A 20,005-nucleotide genomic window follows, 5' to 3' on the forward strand; every position below is an offset into this window, starting at 1 on the left:
GATTATCAGAGGGTAAGGGTCTTGAGCGCCTGGAACAGCGCGCGGTAATGCTTCTTCTGCGGCTCCTGGCCCTGCAATAGCGATGCGTTGGCCAGCTTTTCCTTGCGCGCGGCGCGGATCAGCGTGCGCAATTGCTGCACGTCGGCCTGCGGGTTGTTGGTCAAGAGGCGGGTCAGGGCGTCGTCGTCGTCGAGCAGGCGGTCACGCAGCCCTTCAAGGCGGTGCATGGCGGCCGTTTCCTCGCGGGAGCCGTTCTCCCAGACGTCGAGCTGCTTGCGGATGACGTCAGCCGGCGCGTCGCGCATCAGCTTGCCCACGAAGTGGACCTGACGCCGCAAACCCTCGCGGCCGGTGGTGCGCTGGGCCATGCGGATGGCCTCGTACAGCCGTTCTTCGAGCGGCAGTTGCTTCAGACGTTCGGGCGACAGCGCGATCAATTGCTTGCCCAGGTCCAGCAGGGCGTGCATCTCACGCTTGACCTGGGACTTGCTGGGACGGTCGTAGCCGTTCTCGTCGTAACCGTCGTCGACGGAATCTTCTTGGGGATGGGAATTCATGGAAAACTGCGCAATGACAGACTTGGCTATGATAACCGTCTCTGCAAATTGGACTGCAATGGTTAAAACCTCCTCATCCTTGCCGCTGGCGGCGAATCACGCGCGTTTTTCCGAACTTGTCGAACAAACCCTGGCCTACGCGCGCCAGATCGGCGCTTCCGACGCCGCCGCGGAAGTCTCCGAAAGCCTGGGACTGTCCGTCTCGGTCCGCAAGAACGACATCGAAACCGTTGAGCAGACGCGCGACCGGGCGCTGGACCTGACGGTCTACGCCGGCCAAAGCCGCGGCTCCGCGTCGACGTCCGACTTCTCCGAGGCCGCCCTGCGCCAGACGGTCGAAGCCGCCTGGCACATCGCCCGCCATACCGCCGCCGACCCGGCCGCCGGCCTGCCCGACGCCGACCAGCTGGCCACCGAATTTCCCGATCTGGACCTGCACCGCGCCTGGACCGTCTCCACCGAGGAAGCGGCCGAACTGGCGCTGCGCGCCGAGCGCGCCGCACGCGAGGTCGATCCCCGCATCACCAACACCGACGGCGCCACGGTTGGCACGTACGAAGGCCAGTTCGTGATGGGCAACACGCGCGGCTTCCTGGGCGGCTATCCGTATTCGCGCCACAGCCTGTCGGTTGCGCCCATCGCCGGCCGCGGCAACGGCATGCAGCGCGACTACTGGTACACGTCCGAGCGCGATCCGGCCAAGATGGCTTCGCCCGAAGCCATCGGCCGCTACGCCGCCGAACGTACGCTGTCGCGCCTGTCGGCACGCCGCGTGCGCACCGGCAAGTTTCCGGTCCTGTTCGAGGCGCCGCTGGCGCTTGGTCTGGTCGGCGCGCTGACGCAGGCCGTCAACGGCGGCGCGCTGTACCGCAAGGCCAGTTTTCTGGTTGATTCGCTGGGCAAGCCTCTCTTTCCCAAGCACATCAATCTGGTCGAAGATCCGCACATCCGCGGCGCCATGGGCAGCTCGCCGTTCGACGACGAAGGCGTGCGCACGCGCCGCCGCAACGTGGTGTCGGGCGGGGTGCTGGAAGGCTATTTCCTGTCGTCCTACACCGCCCGCAAGCTGGGCATGACGACCACCGGCAACGCCGGCGGCTCGCACAACCTGGTGTTCAGTTCCACGCAGACCCGCCGCGGCGACGATTTCGAAGCCATGCTCAAGAAGCTCGGCACGGGCTTTCTCGTCACCGAACTGATCGGGCAGGGCGTCAATTACGTGACGGGCGACTACTCGCGCGGCGCCTTCGGCTATTGGGTCGAAAACGGCCAGATCCAGCATGCCGTGCAGGAAGTCACCATTGCCGGCAACCTGGCCGACATGTTCAAGCAGATCGTCGCGATCGGCGCCGACACGATCTCGCGCGGCACAAAGACCACCGGCTCGATCCTCATCGAGCAGATGGCAATCGCCGGGATCTGATCCCGCGAGCCGGCGGCGCGCAATGCGCCGCCGGATTTCTGCATTTGTCCGCTTGGCAATCCCCCCGCATGGCAATCCCGCGCATTGCAACCCCTTTACGCTCGGGATTTCCTCTAGCCGTTCCGGCCATTGCCACCGTGTAATATCCGGCGGGTATTGCTCAAAGTCCCGGGTGTTGCCGTATAGGAGCAAAGTGATGCAACGACGTTCATTCCTGAAGCGCGCCAGCCTGGGCGCCGTCGCTGGCGCCGCCGTCAGTGCGCCCGCGTTCGCCCAGGACATGCCTTCGGTGAGCTGGCGCCTGTCTTCAGGCTTTCCCAGCGCCCTGGACCTGCGCGTCGGCGCCGCCGAAAACTTCTGCAAGTTCGTTGCCGAATCCACCGGCGGCAAGTTCAACATCCGCCACTTCCCCGACGGCGAAGTCGTTGCCGCCGCTGACCTCATGGAAGCCGTGTCCACCAAAAAGGTGGAGTGCGGCCACGTCTCCTCGCGCCTCTACTACGCCAAGAATCCCGCGTTCAGCTTCGACGCGGCCGTGCCGTTCGGCCTGAATGCGCGCCAGATGAACGCCTGGATGAGCGAAGGCGAGGGCCTGCGCCTGACGCGCGAACTCTTCAAGCCCGAAAAGATCATCAACTTTCCGCTGGGCAACACCGGCGCCCAGATGGGCGGCTGGTACGCCAAGGAAATCAAGCGCACCGGGGACCTGAAAGACCTGAAGATGCGAGTCGGCGGCTTGGCCGGCGACGTGCTGTCCCGTCTGGGCGTTGTCCCCCAGCAAGCCGATCTGGCCAAGCTGGCCGAGCTCTTCGAAAAAGAGGGCCTGCAGGCAGTGGCGGGGGCGGGCGCGTATGAAGATGCCAAGCTTGGACTGAATAAAGTAGCTAAGTATTACTACGCACTTGGTTGGTGGGCGGGCGGCGAACAGCTGTCGCTCTATATCAACGACGAGGTCTGGAACCAGTTGCCCAAGCACTACCAGGCCGTCGTGCAGTCCGCCGCGCTGGCTGCGCACACCTCGGCAACGGCGCGGTTCGATGCCCTCAATCCGCAGGCGCTGGCGCAATTAACCTCGAATGGCGCGCAAGTGCGCGCATTCCCCCGGTCAATCATGGACGCCGCGTTTGAAGCATCGCAGCAGGTCTACAAGGACTTGAGCGCCAAAGACCCCAGATTCAAGGCATTGCATGATAGTTACATGGGCTTTCGCGACAGCGAGATGCCGTGGTTTCGCCTGACCGAAGGCGCGTTCGGCCAGTACCTGGGCGTGGCGCTGTCGGCCAGGAGTTAGGAGGAAGCCGGTGCCGAATGGCATTCGGTGAGTTTCAGGGTTTGTGCTAGTAACCACACGTTTTTTACAAAAAAATGGGCGGTTTTGAGGCTTTTGTTGAACGGCATTCGAGTTTCGGCCTGATACAAAGGAGTAATATCCCGGGTCTTGACGCGCATACATGCGGCCTTTAGGCGGCATCGACGTCAATCCGGCAGGATTACATCAGCCCGGATTACCAATATTCCGAGACAGACTTTAAGGTGGTAACAACCATGCAATCCAAGACCAAAAAGCTGCTGGCCGCGCTGATCGCCGCCGGTATCGTCCCGGCCGCCAACGCTGCCGACATCAAGCTGGGCGTGGCTGAAGCCCTGTCCGGCGGCGCCGCCCAGTACGGCGTGTCGATCCGCAACGGTTTCCAGCTCGCTGCCGATGAAATCAATGCCGCAGGCGGCATCAACGGCAACAAGATCGTCCTGGTGATCGAAGACGAACAAGGCAAGAAAGAAGAAGCCATCAACGTCTTCAAGAAGCTGATCTTCAAGGACAACGTCCTGATGGTCTTCGGTCCCACCCTGTCGAACTCCGCCCAGGCCGCCGACCCGGTCGCCCAGGCCGCCAAGACGGTCGCTTTCGGCACCTCCAACACCGCTGACGGCATCACCTCCATCGGCAACTACGTGTTCCGCAACTCGGTCACCGAAGCCGACGTGCTGCCCGCCACCATCTCCACCGTCAAGGCCAAGACCGGCCTGAAGAACGTGGCGGTGCTCTACGGCAACGACGACGTCTTCACCAAGAGCGGCTACGACAACTTCAAGAAGGCCCTGGAAGACCAGAAGATCCCGGTCACCACGACCGAAACGTTCGCCAAGGGCGACGTGGACTTCAAGGCCCAGCTCACCAAGATCAAGGGCACCAACCCCGACGCCATCGTGCTGTCCGCACTGCTGGCCGAAGGCGCCCCGATCATGGTCCAGGCCCGCCAACTCGGCCTGAACGTGCCGGTCATCGGCGGCAACGGCATGAACTCGGTCAAGATTTTCGACCTGGCCCCCGGCGGCGCGTCGAACAATCTCTGGATCGGCAGCCCGTGGTCGATCGAGAACAAGGCCCCCGAGAACGTCAAGTTCATCGACGCCTACAAGGCCAAGTTCACGAATGCCCCCGACCAGTTCGCGGCGCAGTCGTATGACGCCATGTACATCGTTGCCCAGGCCCTGAAGAACACCAAGATCACCGGCGAACTGGCCAAGGATCGCGCTGCCCTGCGCGATGCCCTGCCGTCCGTGACCTGGACCGGCGCCACCGGCCCGTTCAAGTTCCGCCAGGCCAACGACCGCGCCGGCAAGCCGGCCGGTTACGACGCCGACCAGGCGCCGATCGTCAGCGTGACCAAGGACGGCAAGTACGTCATCGAGAAGTAAGCAGTACGCATCCCCGCGCGGGGGGATGCGCCTTGCGGATGGCCTGCCGGCCGTCTGCAAGGCGCTTTTTATCGCAGGGCCGTCCCAAGTAAAAAGCTTCCCCGGAAGCAGAAAAGACCTCGCTGTGGGCACAGCGAGGTGGCCCTCTCAGATCTGGAAAGTCCCATCATGTTCGAACAACAATTCGTCAATGCCTTGTCGCTGGGCTGTGTGTATGCACTGTTCGCGCTGGGCTTCACGCTGATCTTCGGCGTGCTCGGGGTGATCAACCTGGCGCATGGCGCCGTCTTCATGGTTGGCGCCTACGCAGCACTTGTCGTGGTCGAGCAGTTCAGCCTGCCCTTGTGGGCGGCGCTGATGGTCGCGTTCTTCGTCGCTGGCTTCACCGGGGTCATCATCGACTACCTGGTCCTCAAGCCGCTGCGCAAGCGCAACGCACCCCACCTGATTCCCATGATCGCCACCATCGGTGTCGGCATCATCCTGAACAACGGCGCCCAAAGCATCTTTGGCGCCAGCAACCTGCGCTTCCCGCACGGCACCGTGCCCGAGGAAGTCATCGAAGTCGCCGGCCTGCACCTGACCGTCATCGAACTGGGCATCATCTTCCTGTCGTTCGCGCTGATGGCCGTGCTGATGTACGTCATGCGCCGCACGCAGTTCGGCCGCGCGCTGCGCGCCATCGCCGAATCGCCCAAGGCCGCGTGGCTGCTGGGCATCAACGTCGAAAAGCTGTTCATCACCACCTCGTTCGCCGCGGCCGCCCTGGGCGGCGTGGCCGGCGTGCTGATCGGCCTGTACTCGAACGCTCTGTTCCCGCTGATGGGCCAGCCGATGCTGCACAAGGGCATCGCGGTCATCATCCTGGGCGGCATGGGAGACATTCGCGGCGCCATGCTGGGCGGTCTCTTCCTGGGCTTCGCCGAGGTGCTGTCCGTGGCTTATATCGGCTCCACCATGCGCGACGCGGTGGCTTTCGGCCTGCTGTTCCTGATCCTGCTGGTCCGCCCGCAAGGTCTGTTCGGCAAAGTGGTTCAACGCAAGGCTTAAGGTATGAGCGGATTCGAAAATTTCTGGGCCATCTACGGCAACCTGGTGCTGACGCTTGGCACCAATGCACTCCTGGCCCTCTCCATCTGGCTGACGCTGGCCTGCGGCATGCTGGCCATGGCCAACGCCGCCTTCATGGGCATCGGGGCTTACACCGCCGCGCTGCTCACCATGAATTACGACGCTCCGTTCACGGTGGCGCTGGCTGGCGGCATGGCCGCGCCCGCGCTGGTGGCGGCCCTGATTGGCCTGCCGACGTTGCGGCTGTCCGGGGTCTACCTGGCGATGGCCACGCTGGGCTTCGGTGAAGTGGTCCGCGTGACCATCCTGAACACCGAGTCCCTCACCGGCGGCGCGCTGGGCCTGAACGGCATCCCGCAACTCACGCAGTGGTGGCACGTCCTGTTGGCCGTCATCATCGTGCTGTTCGTGCTGTGGCGCGTGCGTGCTTCCAAGATCGGCCGCTCCTTCGACGCCATCCGTGGCGACGAGACGGCGGCGGGCCTGATGGGCATCAACGTGCGTTCGAACAAGATGCTGGCCTTTGTTGCCGGCGCCATGATCGCCGGCCTGGCTGGCGCGTTGAACGCGCACCTGACGTTCTTCATCGGTCCCAACGAATACGGCTTCGACCGTGGCGTCGAAATCCTGACGATGGCGATCCTGGGCGGCATCGGCGGCCTGGCCGGTCCCGTGATCGGCAGCTTCATCATTACGGTGCTGCCTGAATTGCTGCGCGGATTTGCGGATCTGCGCCTGATCGCGAATGGAGTGATCCTGGTGGTGATTGTGTTGTTCCTGCCGCAAGGCATCTGGGATCCGGCGCGCTTCAAGCGCTGGATGCGTCAAAGCCGCCAGGGAGGGAAGCGTCATGCTTGAGCTGTCCTCCGTCTCCAAGAGCTTTGGCGGCCTGCATGTGCTGCATGACGTCAGCCTGTCCGTGCCCGAAGGCGCCATCTTCGGCCTGATCGGCCCGAACGGCGCCGGCAAGACCACGGTCTTCAACCTGATCACCGGCCTCTTGCCGCCCAGCGGCGGCACCATCACGTTCCAGGGCGAAAGCGTCCTGCGCAAGAAGCCGCACAGCATCACGCGCATGGGCATCGCCCGCACGTTCCAGAACATCCGTCTGTTCAAGGAAATGACGCTGCTGGAGAACGTCGTCGTGGGCGCCTACCGCCACATGAACTACGGTTTCCCCAGCCTGCTGCTGGGCCTGCCCGGCTACCGCGAGCACGAGCAGCGCGCCCGCGAACGCGCACATGAACTGCTGACGTGGATGCGCCTGGATCACAAGGCCAACGATCTGGCGGACAACCTGTCCTACGGCGAACAGCGCCGCCTGGAGCTGGCGCGCGCGCTGGCCACCGAGCCCAAGCTGCTGCTGCTGGACGAACCCGTCGCCGGGATGAACACCGGCGAACGTGCCGAACTGATGCGCGAGATCCTGGCGATCCGCGACCGCGGCTACACCATCCTCATGATCGAGCACGACATGCGCTTCGTCATGGGCTTGTGCGAACGCATTGCGGTGCTGAACTTCGGCAAGATCATCGCCTGCGGCGGTCCCGAGGAAATCCGCAACAACGAGCAGGTCATCGAGGCCTACCTGGGTCGCGAAGACGACGAAGACACCGAACAAGCGGAGGCCGCCAAATGAGCGCAATGCTGGAAGTCCGCGGACTCGAGGTCAACTACGGCCACATCGAAGCCGTGCGCGGCATCGATCTGGACCTGAACGCCAACGAAATCACCGCCCTGGTCGGCGCCAACGGCGCCGGCAAGTCGACCACGCTGCTGGCGCTGTCGGGCCTCCTGCCCAAAGCGCGCGGCCGCATCCTCTTCGAGGGCGAAGACGTCACCAACCTCGCGCCGAACCAGCTGGTCGCGCGCGGCATCGTGCAGGTGCCGGAAGGCCGGGCCATCCTCACCACCATGACGGTGCTGGAAAACCTGGAACTCGGCGCCTATCGCCGCGGCCTGAAGAACGTCGCCACCGACCTGGAATACGTGTTCAACCTGTTCCCGCGCCTGAAGGAACGGATCAACGGCATGGCCGGCAACCTGTCCGGCGGCGAACAGCAGATGCTGGCCATCGGCCGCGCCTTGATGGCCAAGCCGCGCCTGTTGCTGCTGGACGAACCGTCGATGGGCCTGGCGCCGATCGTGGTCCAGGAAATCTTCCGTTCGCTGCGCGCCATCAATGCCGACGGCCTCACGCTGTTCCTCGTTGAGCAGAACGTGCGCCAGGCCTTGAAGATCGCGCAACACGGCTACGTGCTTGAAAACGGCGCGTTGGCGCTGAAGGGCACCGGCCGCGAACTGCTGGGCCATCCCCGCGTCCTGGAAGCCTACCTGGGCGCCTGACGGGGCAGGGGGCATCATTTGTCCCCTTATCCAAATTGCGGCTGCCGTCTGGTGGCGGCCAGCCGCAAGTCACCCGAATTCTTTCCGCTTGCCCATTTTTTGAGCAACCGTGTTAGAATTTCAGGCTTTCCCTCATTTTGACCTTTGCACGGGCGGATTCATAACGCTTAGGCGGGGGGCGATTAAGGGCTGCAGTTTGTGGTCAAAGCGCTGCAATACGCGGCCTAGTTTGGGAAAGAACACTGGCGGGATGTTCCGGCCAGAGCAAATTTTTATTCTTAGGAACCATCATGAAGACCTTTGTGGCCAAGCCGCATGAAGTCCAACGTGACTGGTTTGTGATCGACGCCAAGGGCAAAGTCCTCGGTCGTGTGGCCAGCGAAGTCGCACGTCGTCTGCGTGGCAAGCACAAACCTGAATTCACGCCTCACGTTGATACCGGTGACTACATCGTCATCATCAACGCGTCCGATATCGTTGTTACCGGTGCCAAGGCGAAGGACAAGAAGTACTTCCGCCACACGACGTACCCGGGCGGTATCCGTGAAACGAACTTCGAGAAAATGCAAGAGCGTTTTCCCGGCCGTGCCATTCAGAAGGCCGTCAAGGGCATGCTGCCCAAGGGTCCTCTGGGCTACGCCATGATCAAGAAGCTTAAGGTCTATGCCGGTGCCGAGCACCCGCATACCGCCCAGCAGCCCAAGACGCTGGATATCTAAGGAAACGCCATGATCGGTAACTGGAATTACGGAACCGGCCGTCGCAAAACTTCGGTGGCTCGCGTTTTCATCAAGAAGGGCACTGGCAAGATCGTCGTCAACGGCAAGCCCGTCGACGAGTTCTTCGCTCGTGAAACCGGCCGTATGGTCGTGCGCCAGCCGCTGGAACTGACCGGCCACCTGGAATCGTTTGACATCAAGGTCAACGTGCACGGCGGCGGCGAAACCGGCCAAGCCGGCGCAATCCGTCACGGCATCACGCGTGCCCTGATCGATTACGACGCCACGCTGAAGCCCTCGCTGTCGCAAGCTGGCTTCGTCACGCGCGATGCCCGTGAAGTCGAACGTAAGAAGGTCGGCTTCCGCAAGGCGCGTCGTCGCAAGCAGTTCAGCAAGCGTTAATGCCCTGCAAAAAGCCCGCTTCGGCGGGCTTTTTGTTTTTGGGCCGGCAATGCGTCATCGCCGGCCCCGCGCGGAACTCCGCGCCACCCGCCCGGTCGGAAAAAAGGTTTGCAGTGCCAAATCCGGCACGCCGGTGCAATCCGCCGTTTCCCGAGCGATACAATCGTCATTCGTTCTCCGAAGAGCATCCATCATGGCCCAAGCATCGAACACCCGCATCAAGGTTGGTATCGTCGGCGGCACCGGATATACCGGCGTCGAACTGCTGCGCTTGCTGTCGCAGCATCCCAACGTGGAACTGACTGCCATCACGTCCCGCAAGGAAGACGGCCTGCCCGTCGCCGACATGTATCCCAACCTGCGCGGCCGTGTGAAGCTTGCCTTCTCGGCCCCGGAAAAGGCCTCGCTGACCGACTGCGACGTCGTCTTCTTTGCCACGCCGCACGGCGTGGCCATGGCGCAGGCGCAAGAGCTCATCGCTGCCGGCACCCGCGTCATCGATCTGGCCGCCGACTTCCGCCTGCAGGACATTCCCACGTTCGAACGCTGGTACAAGATTCCCCATACCTGCCCGGACATCCTGGCCGAATCGCAATACGGTCTGGTCGAACTGAACCGCGAAGCCATCTCCAAGGCGCGCGTCATCGGCAACCCCGGCTGCTACCCGACCACGGTGCTGCTGGGCCTGGCGCCGCTGCTTGAAGGCGGCAAGGCGCTGGTCGATACGCAAACCCTGATCGCCGACTGCAAGTCGGGCGTGTCCGGCGCGGGCCGCAAGGCAGAAGTGGGCTCGCTGTTCTCCGAAGCCTCCGACAACTTCAAGGCCTACGGCGTGGCCGGTCATCGTCATCACCCCGAGATCTCCGCCCAGCTCGAAAAGCTGGCCGGCGGCAAGGTGGGCCTGACGTTCGTGCCGCATCTGGTGCCGATGATCCGCGGCATGTTCTCCACCATCTATGCCCGCATCAAGCCCGAAGCGCGCGACACCGATTTCCAGGCGCTGTTCGAGCAGCGCTATGCCGACGAGCCCTTCGTGGACGTCATGCCTGCCGGCAGCCATCCCGAAACGCGTTCGGTGCGCGGTTCCAACAACCTGCGCATCGCGCTCAGCCGCCCGGACAACGGCGACCTGCTGATCGTCATGGTGGTGCAGGACAATCTGGTCAAGGGCGCCGCCGGCCAGGCGGTGCAGAACATGAACCTCATGTTCGGCATCCCCGAAACGGTCGGCCTCGACCAGGTCGCCATCCTGCCGTAAGGCCAGGGCGGCCCGCTCGGCGGGCCGCCAATATTGCTCTTTATGCCTGCAGATCCGTCAGTCAGTTCCCCGCCTCGCGCCCGTTATGGCGCCATCGTGCGTCTCTGCGCGATGCTGCTGCTGGGCGTGCTTGCGGGTGGCGCCGCCGGGTTCTTTCACGCGCGGCACCTCTACCGTCCGCAGGACGCCGTGGTCATCAGCGTCCAGCAGGCCGAAGCCCAGGACGAGGCCATGCGCCAGCAGGCCACGCAGCTGCGCTACATCCGCGGCCAACTCGATACCGCCGACGGCGAACTGGTCATCGAACGATCTGCGCGCCAGGAACTCGAAACCCAGCTCCACGCCGCGCAAGCCGAAGTCGGTCGCGTACGCGACCAGCTCGCGTTCTATGAGCAACTGCTGCCGCCCGGTCCTGAAGGGTCTGTGGACATCCGGGGCGTGCAGATCGACCGCGAAGGTGGCGGTCTGCGCTACAAGGTGCTGCTGATGCGCAGTGGCCGCAATGGCGGCACGCCGTTCGCGGGCGCCCTGCGCTTTCAGGCCACAGGCGTGCTCAAGGGCGAAACCGTCACCGTCGACCTCGCGCCCATGCAGGTCAAGGCCGAAACCGGTCCCGTCACGGCCACGGGCGAAAACCTGGCCGCCGCCTCGCTTGCCCTGCAGTTCGACCAATACCAGCGCAGCCAGGGCATCCTGGCCGTGCCCGAGGGATTTGTCCCCGAAAGTGTGACCGTTAGCGTCCTCGAGGGTGAAACCGTCCGCGCATCGCGCAGTGTCAAACTGGAACTTTGAGTCTGGTCAAGCCCTGCGCTATAGTGACACCATACGAGCGGCGACGCCGCTCACTGAAATATGGCCGAATCGGCCAGGAGTGAACCATGAATGCAGTGACCGAAACCGTCGACCTTCAGGCCCCCCCGCCTGTTCCCCTGGTGTTCACCGACTCGGCTGCCGCCAAAGTGAAAGACCTGTTGGCCGAAGAAGGCAACCCCGAACTGAAGCTGCGCGTATTCGTCCAGGGCGGCGGCTGTTCCGGCTTCCAGTACGGTTTCACGTTTGACGAAGTCGTCAACGAAGACGACACCGTGCTGGACAAGGACGGCGTGCAATTGCTCGTCGACCCCATGAGCTTCCAATACCTGGTCGGCGCCGAGATCGACTACAAGGAAGACTTGGAAGGCGCGCAGTTCGTCATCCGCAATCCCAACGCCAGCACCACCTGCGGCTGCGGCTCCTCGTTCTCGGTGTAAACGCCAAGGCAGGAAAGGAAAAAGCCCTTCGGTTTTCCGAAGGGCTTTTTGCATTGGGGCGGCGCTTGGTGCGCGGCGGGGATTCCGCGCGCGATGCGGTGCGTCCCTACGGTGGGCCTGGCGCCAAGCCCAGATCGCCGCCTGGGCCTGATGCGGAGCTCAAGCCGGATACAGCGCTCCAAGTATCCTCGGGCCGCGTGCGCCGGTCACGCTGGGCAGGCCGGCCGGCTTGCGCATCATGAACGCATGCGCCAGCCACGCAAATGCCAAGGCCTCCACCTGCTGCGCCGGCACGCCTAGCGCATCGGTGGGACGAACGGGGCGTTGCAGGCAATACGCCAGTTCCTGCATCAGGCCGGCGTTGTGCGCCCCGCCGCCGCACACAAAGACCTCCTGCGTCCCCGCCGCGGCCCGATCGATCGCGTCGGCGACCGTCCTGGCGGTCAGCCGCTGCAGCGTCGCCTGCACATCTTGAGGGGCGGGCGCGGCACCGTCGAACTCCGCCAGTCGGGTGTCCAGCCACTGCATGTTGAATAGGTCGCGGCCCGTGGATTTGGGGGGCGGCAAACCGAACCACGGCTCGCTGCCGATCAGTTGTTCGAGCAAGGGCGCCAGCACCTGTCCCGTCGCGGCCCAGCGGCCGCCGGCGTCGTAAGGTCGGCCCAGATGGCGCTGGCACCAGCCGTCCAGCAACACGTTGGCTGGACCGGTGTCAAAGCCGCGCGCTGGCTGCCCCGGCTCAAGCAGTGTCACATTGGCAATGCCGCCCAGGTTCAGCACGGCGCGGCCGTGGCTGGCGCCGAAGATGGCGGCGTGAAACGGGGGCACCAGCGGCGCGCCCTGGCCGCCTGCGGCGACGTCGCGCGTACGGAAGTCGGCGATCACCGAAATGCCGGTCTGTTCCGCCAGCAGGGCAGGCGCGTTGAGCTGCAGCGTGTAGCCCAGGTCAGGTCGGTGCCGCACGGTCTGGCCGTGTGCCCCAATGGCGCTGACGTCGGCTGCGGCCACGCCGGCATCCGCAAGCAGCTTTGCCACGGCCTGGGCATACACGCGCGCCAGTGCATTGGCCGCGAGCGCGGCGCGGGCAAGCTCGTCGCCTCCCGAAACGTTCAGTGCCAGCAACTCCCGGCGCAGATTCTCCGGCATGGGCAGGCTGGCATTGGCCAGCACCTGCGGCGGTTGTCCGTCTTCGAGGCGGGCCAGCACGCCGTCGACGCCATCGACGCTGGTGCCCGACATCAGGCCGATGTAGAGCGGGCGACGGTCTTGCTGCAGGGGCAGGGTGGCATTCACGGGCGCCTCCAAATAAAAAAGGCGGCTGGGGCTTGCCGCCCCGCCGCCGCACCCGCTGCGCGCGGGCCTGTTTAGTGCGGACCTGCCTTAGCGGCTGGCCACGTTGGTCAGCGCGTCAGGCAGCGTCTGCTGGAATTGCGTCAGCAACTGGATCTGCTGCTTGTAGGGTCCGACCGCCTGGTTGAACGCGCGGACTTCCGCGGGTTCAAGGGCGCGCGCCACGGGCAGGTCCACCGACAGCGGGTCGATGGGCTGGTTGTCGACGCGGAATTCGTAGTGCAGGTGGGGGCCGGTGGCCCAGCCGGTGGAACCGACATAGCCCAGCAGTTGGCCTTGCGAGACCTTGGAGCCCTTGGTGACGCCTTCGGCGATGCGGCTCTGGTGCGCGTACAGCGTCGAATACTTGCCGTGGTGCTTGACGATGACCACGTTGCCGTAGCCGTTCTGCCAGCCCGAGAATTCGACCGTGCCGTCCGCGGTGGAGTGGATCGGCGTGCCCGACGGCGCGGCGTAGTCGACGCCCTTGTGTCCCGTCCAGGTCTTGTGGATGGGATGCATGCGCATGCCGAACGTCGAGCTGATGCGGCTGAACTTCAGGGCGGTGCGCAGGAATGCGCCGCGCAGGCTGGTGCCGTCGAAGTCGTAATAGGAGCCGGACTTTTCGTCGGGGCTGAACCAGACGGCGTTGAAGGTCTTGCCGCCATTGATGAATTCCAGGGCCAGCACGCGGCCGGCGCCAGCGTAGCGGCCGTCGTGCGAACGCACTTCGTAGACCACGCGGAATTGATCGCCTTGGCGCAGGTCGCGCAGGAAGTCGATCTTGGCGCTGAGGATGTCGGCCATTTGCATGGTGACCGAGTCCGGGATGCCGGCGGAGTCCGTGGCGCCGAAGAGCGAGGACTTGATGGTGCCGACGGCGACGCGGGTCTGGCGTTCGGTGCTTTCGGTGACTTCCTCGGCCTTGTAGCTGTCGCCGGACGGGGCGACGTGCAGCATGCGCGTCACGACCTGGCCGTCGGTTTCATTGCCGGGAGTGTGGATGTAGCGCAGCCAGACCAGATTGCCCTGTTCGTCCGTGGCGGCCTGCACCGAGCGGCCGGGATACAGCTTGTAGATGCTGCGGGCGCTGGCGTCGTGCGTCAGGAACGATTGCAGGTTGGGCGCGTCGAGTTCCAGGCGCTGCAGCACTGCCGACAGCGTGTCGCCCGGACGGATCCGGGTTTCGCTGATGTAGGGGGCGGCGCTGGGGGTGCTGACTTCGACTTGCTCGGCGGTCAGCGGCAGAATGCTCTGGATGACGCGCGAGGGGGGGAGTTCGGTGCGGTCGGGTTGCTGCACCATGCCGAGAGCGGCGGCGCCTGCGAACAGACCAATTGCGGTGACGAGAAGCGTGCGGCGGAAAAGTCCCGAGCGATGGGGCTTGGGCTCAACGGGCGCAAATACGGCAGCGACTTTGCGCTTGAGGCCACTCGCCAGTTCGTGGAGGCCACGAGTCATCGTGAAAATACCCTCTCAGGTGGCTTGAACTCGCAGGGTGCGGTACACGAACGGCCCTCGCGCGCCACGTTTCCGGGGCAAGGGCTGGCGCGGGGGCGCATCTGTGAACAAGGGATGGTAGAGCGAACGCACCTGCGTACATATGGCAGTTGCGTATGATTAGGCCGGTATCCTAGCCGATTCGGCTAGAATTTACGATAGTTTTCGTCACTTTTTACACCTTTTTGTCGGCTGAAGCCGCCTTGGGCCCCCTGTCATGTCACCCACCGAAGCCCCCATCACCCCCGAAGTCGAAGCGGATCTGCGTATAGCCAAGCGCGGCTGCGATGAACTGCTGGTCGAGTCCGAATTCGCCCGCAAGCTGGCCAAGAGCCGCGCCACCGGCGTGCCGCTGCGCATCAAGCTCGGCCTGGATCCGACCGCGCCGGACATTCACCTGGGTCATACGGTGGTGCTGAACAAGATGCGCCAGTTGCAGGACCTGGGGCACAACGTCATCTTCCTGATCGGCGATTTCACCTCGACCATCGGCGACCCCAGCGGCCGCAACAGCACGCGCCCGCCGCTGACGCGCGAGCAGATCGAGGCCAACGCCAAGACCTATTACGCCCAGGCCAGCCTGGTGCTGGATCCGGCCCGCACCGAGATCCGCTACAACTCCGAATGGTGCGATCCCCTGGGCGCGCGCGGCATGATCCAGCTGGCATCGCGCTATACGGTCGCCCGCATGATGGAGCGCGAAGACTTCACCAAGCGCTTCAAGGGCGGCATCCCCATCTCGGTGCATGAATTCCTGTATCCGCTGATGCAGGGTTACGACTCGGTCGCGCTGAAGTCAGATCTGGAGCTGGGGGGCACCGATCAGAAGTTCAACCTGCTGGTGGGACGCGAGCTGCAAAAGGAATATGGACAGGAGCCGCAGTGCATCCTGACGATGCCGCTCCTGGTCGGGACGGACGGCGTAGAGAAGATGTCCAAGTCCAAGGGTAACTACATCGGCATTTCGGAGTCGCCCGATTCCATGTTCGGCAAGCTCATGTCGATTTCCGACACGCTGATGTGGCGATACTTCGAGCTGCTGTCCTTCCGCTCGCTTGAGGACATCGCGTCGCTCAAGCAGGAGATCGACGGCGGCCGCAATCCGCGCGACGCCAAGGTCATGCTGGCCCAGGAAATCATCGCGCGGTTCCATTCCGCCAAGGCGGCGGACGACGCGCTGGCCTCGTTTGAGGCACGGTTCCGCGACGGCGCCATTCCTGACGACATGCCCGAAGTCAACATCGGCGGCGCGCCGGTGGGCATCCTGAAGCTGTTGCGTGAAGCGGGGCTGGTCGCTTCCGGCTCGGAAGCGCAGCGCAACGTCGAGCAAGGCGGCGTGCGCGTCAACGGCGATCGCGTGGAAGACAAATCGTTGCAATTGCCGGCCGGGACTTACGTCGTTCAGGTGGGCAAGCGCAAGTTTGCGCGTGTTAACTTGAACCCGTAAATGCGAAGTTTTGATACGCTCAGGGTACATACAAACGCCTGGCGCCTTTGCGGCATTTAAAGGAGCACGACATGGAACTTTCGAGTTTGTCTTTTTCCGATCACGAGTCGATTCCCGAACGCTATGCTTTCGGCAAGATCGATGCGCAATCGCACGTCGCGCTGGCAGACAACTGCAACCCGCAATTCTCCTGGGACGACGTCCCCGCGGGCACGCAGTCGTTTGCACTGATCTGCCACGATCCCGATGTGCCCTCGCGTCCTGACGACGTCAACCAGGAAGGCCGCGAAGTGCCTGCCGACCTCGCCCGCGTGGATTTCTTCCATTGGGTGCTGGTCGATCTGCCGGCCGACCTGCGCGAGATCGACGAAGGCGCGTTTTCCAACGGCATCACGCCGCGCGGCAAGGGCGGCCCGTTGGCCCCCATGGACGCGCGCCAAGGCATCAATTCCTATTCGTCGTGGTTCGCCAATGACCACGACATGAGCGGCGAGTACTTCGGCTACGACGGTCCGTGCCCGCCCTGGAACGATGCCCTGGTCCATCGCTACATCTTTACGCTGTACGCCCTGGACGTGCCCAGCCTGAACCTGCAGGGCTCTTTCACCGGCGAAGACGCGCTGCGGGCCATTCAGAAGCATGTGCTCGCGCAAGCGTCGCTGACCGGCACCTATACGCTCAATCCGGCGCTGGCGCCCAAGCAAATCGGGGCCACGTCGGCCTGATCGACACCGCCATGTACGCAGGGCCGCCAAGCGCGGCCCTTTTTATTGCCCGCGCCCTTTGCATGAATCTTTCTCAAGTCGTCATGAGAGCCGTTTCCCGGCCCGCGGCGATGCCGTGGTTTTCGCGCCCGTCCGCCGGAAATTGGGCCGGTTCAGGCCGTTTTGAGCGCAAATGATCCCGCATGACGGGGTAAACTACTCAGCATTCTGCGGGTTTACCCGCCCGACGCCGTTTTCTTCTCTCTCGTTTTTTCCTTTTACCGCCTCAGGAAACCCCCGTCATGTTTGACCGCAACCTCACCTTGTCCAAGGCTGACCCGGACGTTTGGGCCGCCATCCAGAAGGAAGATCAGCGCCAAGAGCAGCACATCGAGCTGATCGCTTCGGAGAACTACGCCAGCCCGGCCGTCATGGAAGCGCAAGGCACGCAGCTCACGAACAAGTACGCCGAAGGCTACCCGGGCAAGCGCTACTACGGTGGTTGCGAATACGTGGACGTGGTCGAGCAACTGGCTATCGACCGCCTGAAGCAGATCTTCGGCGCCGAGGCCGCCAACGTGCAGCCCAACTCCGGCTCGCAGGCGAACCAGGGCGTGTACATGGCCGTGCTCAAGCCGGGCGACACCGTGCTGGGCATGAGCCTGGCCGAAGGCGGTCACCTGACGCACGGCGCGTCGGTCAACGCGTCGGGCAAGCTGTACAACTTCATCTCGTACGGCCTGGACGAAAACGAAGTCCTGAACTACGACCAGGTCGAGCAGCTGGCCAAGGAACACAAGCCCAAGCTGATCGTGGCGGGCGCTTCGGCCTACGCCCTGCATATCGACTTCGAACGCATGGCCCGCATCGCCCGTGAAAACGGCGCGCTGTTCATGGTCGACATCGCCCACTACGCAGGTCTGGTCGCCGGCGGCGCCTACCCCAACCCGGTCCCGCACGCGGACTTCGTCACCTCGACCACGCACAAGTCGCTGCGCGGCCCGCGCGGCGGCGTCATCATGATGAAGGCCGAGCACGAGAAGATCATCAACTCGGCAATCTTCCCCGGCATCCAGGGCGGTCCGCTGATGCACGTCATCGCCGGCAAGGCCGTGGCCTTCAAGGAAGCGCTGGAACCCTCGTTCAAGGACTACGCGCAGCAAGTGGTCAAGAACGCCAAGGTGCTGGCCGACACGCTGGTCAAGCGTGGCCTGCGCATTGTCTCGGGCCGTACCGAAAGCCACGTCATGCTGGTGGACCTGCGTTCCAAGGGCATCACGGGCAAGGAAGCCGAAGCGGTGCTGGGCCAGGCCCACATCACGGTCAACAAGAACGCCATCCCGAACGACCCGGAAAAGCCCTTCGTGACCAGCGGCATCCGCCTGGGCACGCCGGCCATGACCACCCGCGGTTTCACCGAAGCCGACGCCGAGCTGACCGCCAACCTGATCGCCGACGTGCTGGACAACCCGCGCGACGAAGCGAACATCGCCGCCGTGCGCGCCAAGGTCAATGAACTGACCTCGCGTCTGCCGGTCTACGGCAAGAAGTAAGCAGGTGCCCCGGACGCGGCCTGGCCGCTTCCGGGCAGAGTCATACCAAGGGACGGCGCCGCAAGGTGCCGTCCCTTGATCTTTATGGCGGGCAGGCGTTGGCATCTGCCGCACGATGCGCCGATGTCGCGGCGGCGTCGGATTCGTCCCTAATGCCGCTTTGCATCATGCCGTCGTTACAATATGCTCAATTTTTGCCTTCAGCGCCTTTAGGGATCACACATGCGGTGTCCATTTTGCGGCAATGCCGAAACGCAGGTCGTCGACAGCCGGGTCTCCGAAGAGGGCGACGCCATTCGCCGTCGCCGCCGTTGCCTGTCCTGTGACAAGCGGTTCACCACCTATGAACGGGTGGAGCTCGCCATGCCTTCGATCGTCAAGCGCAATGGCAGCCGCAGCGAATACGATCCGGTCAAGCTGCGCGCCAGCCTGAGCCTGGCCCTGCGCAAGCGCCCCGTCAGCACGGAGGACGTGGATGCGGCCGTCGCGCGCATCGAGGAACAACTGCTGGCCAGCGGCCAGCGCGAAGTGCCGTCCGAACACATCGGCGAACTGGTCATGAACGAACTGCGCAAGCTCGACAAGGTGGCCTACGTGCGCTTTGCCTCGGTCTACAAGAGCTTCGAGGACATCGGCGAGTTCGTCGAGGCGATCCGCGAGATGCAGGGGCCGCTGCTGCCCGGCAAGCTGCGCAAGGACTAGCGCCACACGGCGCGCCCTGACCGATCATGAACGGCGCCTGGGGCGCCGTTCATTGCATTGGCGTCCCGCGCGGGCCATCTCCAGGCGTGAACTCCCCCCGCATCAGGCTTGGCGTCAGGGGCTGAAACTTGCGCCATACCCGGCGCATGTGTTGCGCCGACCCGAATCCGGACTTTTCCGCCACGCGTTCCAGATCCAGCCGGGTGTCGCGCAACAGGTCGCGCGCCAGCGCCACGCGGATCTGATACAGGTAGTCCATCGGCGTGCAGCCGGCGTGTTCACGAAAGAGGCGCGTCAGATGGCGGGCGCTGGTGTGCGCCTGATCCGCCAGCGACTGGGCCGACCAGGGCGCAGCCGGATCGCGGATGACGGCATCCTGGACCCGGTGCACGCCCGGGTGCATATGGCTGCGATGGTCCAGCCAGGGCGACAACGCGGAATCCGAGCCCGCCCGGCGCTGGTAGACGACCATGTCGCGCGCCGCCTCGCTGGCCGCGCGCGGGCCGCAATGGCGCGACACCATGTGCAATGCCAGATCGATCCCGGCCGTGATGCCCGCGCTGCTGACCAGATTCCCGTCCTCGACGAAGATGCGGTTATCCAGCACGCGGGCAGTGGGATCCAACGCGGCAAGCTGTTCCAGACAGGTGTGATGCGTGGTGCACTCGCGCTGCCGCGTCAGGCCGGCCGCGGCCGCGAACAGCGCGCCCGCGCAGACCGTCATCAACGTGAAGCCGTCGGCCGGGTGGCGAACCGCCAGCCAGTCGACGATGGCGCGCGCATCGTCGTCTTCCAGGCGCGTGTGTTTGCCCACCACGCCCGAGATGATGACCAGCGCATTGCGGGGCACGGCCGCCGGCAGCGGTTGCACGTGCGCCAAATGCAGGCCCGGAATGCCGCTTTCGACGTCGCGGGAAGGGCCGCAGAAATGCTGCGTGAACGTGCCCGGACACAGCTTGTTGGCCACGCGGAAGGCTTCCGCCGGACCCGCGAGGTCCAGCAGGACGATGCCCCGCGGCACCACGAAATACACCGGGATCATCT

The 20,005-nt window shown here is 64.1% G+C and carries 20 protein-coding genes; 16 read left to right on the forward strand and 4 right to left on the reverse strand.

Features of this window, described 5'->3' with window-relative positions; genetic code table 11:
• Nucleotides 1-5 precede the first annotated feature (5 nt).
• Entirely contained in the window at nucleotides 6-557 is a 552-nt protein-coding gene (gene yjgA / locus MHZ91_RS14575; RefSeq protein ID WP_175125487.1) for a ribosome biogenesis factor YjgA, read from the reverse strand.
• A gap of 58 nt (nucleotides 558-615) precedes the next feature.
• On the opposite strand from yjgA, the gene pmbA reads away from it, so the two are divergent.
• From pmbA to erpA, 12 genes are all read left to right on the forward strand, one after another.
• Nucleotides 616-1,980, forward strand: a complete 1,365-nt coding sequence (pmbA, locus tag MHZ91_RS14580; protein ID WP_175125485.1) for a metalloprotease PmbA — start codon at nucleotides 616-618, stop codon at nucleotides 1,978-1,980.
• Nucleotides 1,981-2,176: 196 nt separating this feature from the next.
• Complete coding sequence (locus tag MHZ91_RS14585; protein ID WP_239214283.1) at nucleotides 2,177-3,271, forward strand: TRAP transporter substrate-binding protein; 1,095 nt, start codon at nucleotides 2,177-2,179, stop codon at nucleotides 3,269-3,271.
• 254 nt (nucleotides 3,272-3,525) lie between these two features.
• Nucleotides 3,526-4,680 carry an ABC transporter substrate-binding protein gene (locus MHZ91_RS14590; RefSeq protein WP_175186498.1) on the forward strand — a complete coding sequence of 385 codons (1,155 nt, stop codon included), beginning with the start codon at nucleotides 3,526-3,528 and terminating at the stop codon, nucleotides 4,678-4,680.
• Between the two features lie 168 nt (nucleotides 4,681-4,848).
• On the forward strand, nucleotides 4,849-5,730 hold the full coding sequence (locus MHZ91_RS14595) for a branched-chain amino acid ABC transporter permease (protein WP_239214285.1): 882 nt from the start codon (nucleotides 4,849-4,851) through the stop codon (nucleotides 5,728-5,730).
• A gap of 3 nt (nucleotides 5,731-5,733) precedes the next feature.
• Nucleotides 5,734-6,609: a branched-chain amino acid ABC transporter permease gene (locus MHZ91_RS14600; RefSeq protein WP_175125479.1), complete on the forward strand. Its 876-nt coding sequence runs from the start codon at nucleotides 5,734-5,736 to the stop codon at nucleotides 6,607-6,609.
• Entirely contained in the window at nucleotides 6,602-7,390 is a 789-nt protein-coding gene (locus tag MHZ91_RS14605; RefSeq protein WP_175139117.1) for an ABC transporter ATP-binding protein, read from the forward strand. The genes MHZ91_RS14600 and MHZ91_RS14605 overlap by 8 nt, the downstream gene beginning before the upstream one ends.
• Nucleotides 7,387-8,097, forward strand: a complete 711-nt coding sequence (locus tag MHZ91_RS14610) for an ABC transporter ATP-binding protein (protein WP_175139116.1) — start codon at nucleotides 7,387-7,389, stop codon at nucleotides 8,095-8,097. Before MHZ91_RS14605 ends, MHZ91_RS14610 begins: the two co-directional genes overlap by 4 nt.
• 290 nt (nucleotides 8,098-8,387) lie before the next feature.
• Nucleotides 8,388-8,816, forward strand: a complete 429-nt coding sequence (gene rplM, locus MHZ91_RS14615; RefSeq protein WP_008163100.1) for a 50S ribosomal protein L13 — start codon at nucleotides 8,388-8,390, stop codon at nucleotides 8,814-8,816.
• 9 nt (nucleotides 8,817-8,825) lie between these two features.
• Nucleotides 8,826-9,218: a 30S ribosomal protein S9 gene (gene rpsI, locus MHZ91_RS14620; RefSeq protein ID WP_008163098.1), complete on the forward strand. Its 393-nt coding sequence runs from the start codon at nucleotides 8,826-8,828 to the stop codon at nucleotides 9,216-9,218.
• Between the two features lie 193 nt (nucleotides 9,219-9,411).
• Complete coding sequence (argC, locus tag MHZ91_RS14625; protein ID WP_175125472.1) at nucleotides 9,412-10,476, forward strand: N-acetyl-gamma-glutamyl-phosphate reductase; 1,065 nt, start codon at nucleotides 9,412-9,414, stop codon at nucleotides 10,474-10,476.
• 42 nt (nucleotides 10,477-10,518) lie between these two features.
• Nucleotides 10,519-11,268, forward strand: a complete 750-nt coding sequence (locus MHZ91_RS14630) for a DUF6776 family protein (protein WP_175139115.1) — start codon at nucleotides 10,519-10,521, stop codon at nucleotides 11,266-11,268.
• An 86-nt stretch (nucleotides 11,269-11,354) separates the two neighbouring features.
• Complete coding sequence (gene erpA, locus MHZ91_RS14635; RefSeq protein WP_063951957.1) at nucleotides 11,355-11,726, forward strand: iron-sulfur cluster insertion protein ErpA; 372 nt, start codon at nucleotides 11,355-11,357, stop codon at nucleotides 11,724-11,726.
• A 159-nt stretch (nucleotides 11,727-11,885) separates the two neighbouring features.
• Here the strand turns inward: erpA and MHZ91_RS14640 are convergent, their stop codons facing one another.
• Both MHZ91_RS14640 and MHZ91_RS14645 read right to left on the reverse strand, forming a co-directional pair.
• A complete protein-coding gene (locus tag MHZ91_RS14640) occupies nucleotides 11,886-13,019 on the reverse strand; it encodes an anhydro-N-acetylmuramic acid kinase (protein WP_343736954.1) in 1,134 nt (377 codons plus the stop codon).
• A gap of 87 nt (nucleotides 13,020-13,106) precedes the next feature.
• Nucleotides 13,107-14,516: a peptidoglycan DD-metalloendopeptidase family protein gene (locus MHZ91_RS14645; protein WP_175139114.1), complete on the reverse strand. Its 1,410-nt coding sequence runs from the start codon at nucleotides 14,514-14,516 to the stop codon at nucleotides 13,107-13,109.
• 256 nt (nucleotides 14,517-14,772) lie between these two features.
• Here MHZ91_RS14645 and tyrS point away from each other — a divergent pair, with 256 nt between their 5' ends.
• The 4 genes from tyrS (at nucleotide 14,773) to nrdR (ending at nucleotide 18,961) form a co-directional block, all read left to right on the forward strand.
• The gene (gene tyrS / locus MHZ91_RS14650) at nucleotides 14,773-16,002 is read left to right on the forward strand and encodes a tyrosine--tRNA ligase (RefSeq protein ID WP_175125464.1); all 1,230 of its coding nucleotides are present in this window, start codon (nucleotides 14,773-14,775) and stop codon (nucleotides 16,000-16,002) included.
• Between the two features lie 71 nt (nucleotides 16,003-16,073).
• Nucleotides 16,074-16,727, forward strand: a complete 654-nt coding sequence (locus MHZ91_RS14655; protein ID WP_175139112.1) for a YbhB/YbcL family Raf kinase inhibitor-like protein — start codon at nucleotides 16,074-16,076, stop codon at nucleotides 16,725-16,727.
• 281 nt (nucleotides 16,728-17,008) lie between these two features.
• Nucleotides 17,009-18,259 carry a serine hydroxymethyltransferase gene (gene glyA, locus MHZ91_RS14660; protein ID WP_239214286.1) on the forward strand — a complete coding sequence of 417 codons (1,251 nt, stop codon included), beginning with the start codon at nucleotides 17,009-17,011 and terminating at the stop codon, nucleotides 18,257-18,259.
• A gap of 222 nt (nucleotides 18,260-18,481) precedes the next feature.
• Complete coding sequence (gene nrdR, locus MHZ91_RS14665; RefSeq protein ID WP_056327845.1) at nucleotides 18,482-18,961, forward strand: transcriptional regulator NrdR; 480 nt, start codon at nucleotides 18,482-18,484, stop codon at nucleotides 18,959-18,961.
• A 49-nt stretch (nucleotides 18,962-19,010) separates the two neighbouring features.
• Here nrdR and MHZ91_RS14670 read toward each other — a convergent pair whose 3' ends face one another.
• Nucleotides 19,011-20,003, reverse strand: coding sequence for a GlxA family transcriptional regulator (locus MHZ91_RS14670; protein WP_239214287.1), 993 nt, complete (start codon nucleotides 20,001-20,003; stop codon nucleotides 19,011-19,013).
• Nucleotides 20,004-20,005 lie beyond the last annotated feature (2 nt).

This window comes from Achromobacter sp. ACRQX, from assembly GCF_022346505.1.
GTDB lineage: Bacteria > Pseudomonadota > Gammaproteobacteria > Burkholderiales > Burkholderiaceae_B > Achromobacter > Achromobacter animicus.

What these genes read in the sequence shown, in the direction of transcription:
- argC (WP_175125472.1), top strand. Translation starts at nt 9,412, where the DNA reads ATGGCCCAAGCATCGAACACCCGCATCAAGGTTGGTATCGTCGGCGGC.
- MHZ91_RS14630 (WP_175139115.1), top strand. Translation starts at nt 10,519, where the DNA reads ATGCCTGCAGATCCGTCAGTCAGTTCCCCGCCTCGCGCCCGTTATGGC.
- MHZ91_RS14590 (WP_175186498.1), top strand. Translation starts at nt 3,526, where the DNA reads ATGCAATCCAAGACCAAAAAGCTGCTGGCCGCGCTGATCGCCGCCGGT.
- glyA (WP_239214286.1), top strand. Translation starts at nt 17,009, where the DNA reads ATGTTTGACCGCAACCTCACCTTGTCCAAGGCTGACCCGGACGTTTGG.
- yjgA (WP_175125487.1), bottom strand. Translation starts at nt 557, where the DNA reads ATGAATTCCCATCCCCAAGAAGATTCCGTCGACGACGGTTACGACGAG.
- MHZ91_RS14610 (WP_175139116.1), top strand. Translation starts at nt 7,387, where the DNA reads ATGAGCGCAATGCTGGAAGTCCGCGGACTCGAGGTCAACTACGGCCAC.
- tyrS (WP_175125464.1), top strand. Translation starts at nt 14,773, where the DNA reads ATGTCACCCACCGAAGCCCCCATCACCCCCGAAGTCGAAGCGGATCTG.
- rplM (WP_008163100.1), top strand. Translation starts at nt 8,388, where the DNA reads ATGAAGACCTTTGTGGCCAAGCCGCATGAAGTCCAACGTGACTGGTTT.
- nrdR (WP_056327845.1), top strand. Translation starts at nt 18,482, where the DNA reads ATGCGGTGTCCATTTTGCGGCAATGCCGAAACGCAGGTCGTCGACAGC.
- MHZ91_RS14670 (WP_239214287.1), bottom strand. Translation starts at nt 20,003, where the DNA reads ATGATCCCGGTGTATTTCGTGGTGCCGCGGGGCATCGTCCTGCTGGAC.
- MHZ91_RS14600 (WP_175125479.1), top strand. Translation starts at nt 5,734, where the DNA reads ATGAGCGGATTCGAAAATTTCTGGGCCATCTACGGCAACCTGGTGCTG.
- MHZ91_RS14655 (WP_175139112.1), top strand. Translation starts at nt 16,074, where the DNA reads ATGGAACTTTCGAGTTTGTCTTTTTCCGATCACGAGTCGATTCCCGAA.
- MHZ91_RS14595 (WP_239214285.1), top strand. Translation starts at nt 4,849, where the DNA reads ATGTTCGAACAACAATTCGTCAATGCCTTGTCGCTGGGCTGTGTGTAT.
- erpA (WP_063951957.1), top strand. Translation starts at nt 11,355, where the DNA reads ATGAATGCAGTGACCGAAACCGTCGACCTTCAGGCCCCCCCGCCTGTT.
- MHZ91_RS14585 (WP_239214283.1), top strand. Translation starts at nt 2,177, where the DNA reads ATGCAACGACGTTCATTCCTGAAGCGCGCCAGCCTGGGCGCCGTCGCT.
- MHZ91_RS14605 (WP_175139117.1), top strand. Translation starts at nt 6,602, where the DNA reads ATGCTTGAGCTGTCCTCCGTCTCCAAGAGCTTTGGCGGCCTGCATGTG.
- MHZ91_RS14645 (WP_175139114.1), bottom strand. Translation starts at nt 14,516, where the DNA reads ATGACTCGTGGCCTCCACGAACTGGCGAGTGGCCTCAAGCGCAAAGTC.
- rpsI (WP_008163098.1), top strand. Translation starts at nt 8,826, where the DNA reads ATGATCGGTAACTGGAATTACGGAACCGGCCGTCGCAAAACTTCGGTG.
- pmbA (WP_175125485.1), top strand. Translation starts at nt 616, where the DNA reads ATGGTTAAAACCTCCTCATCCTTGCCGCTGGCGGCGAATCACGCGCGT.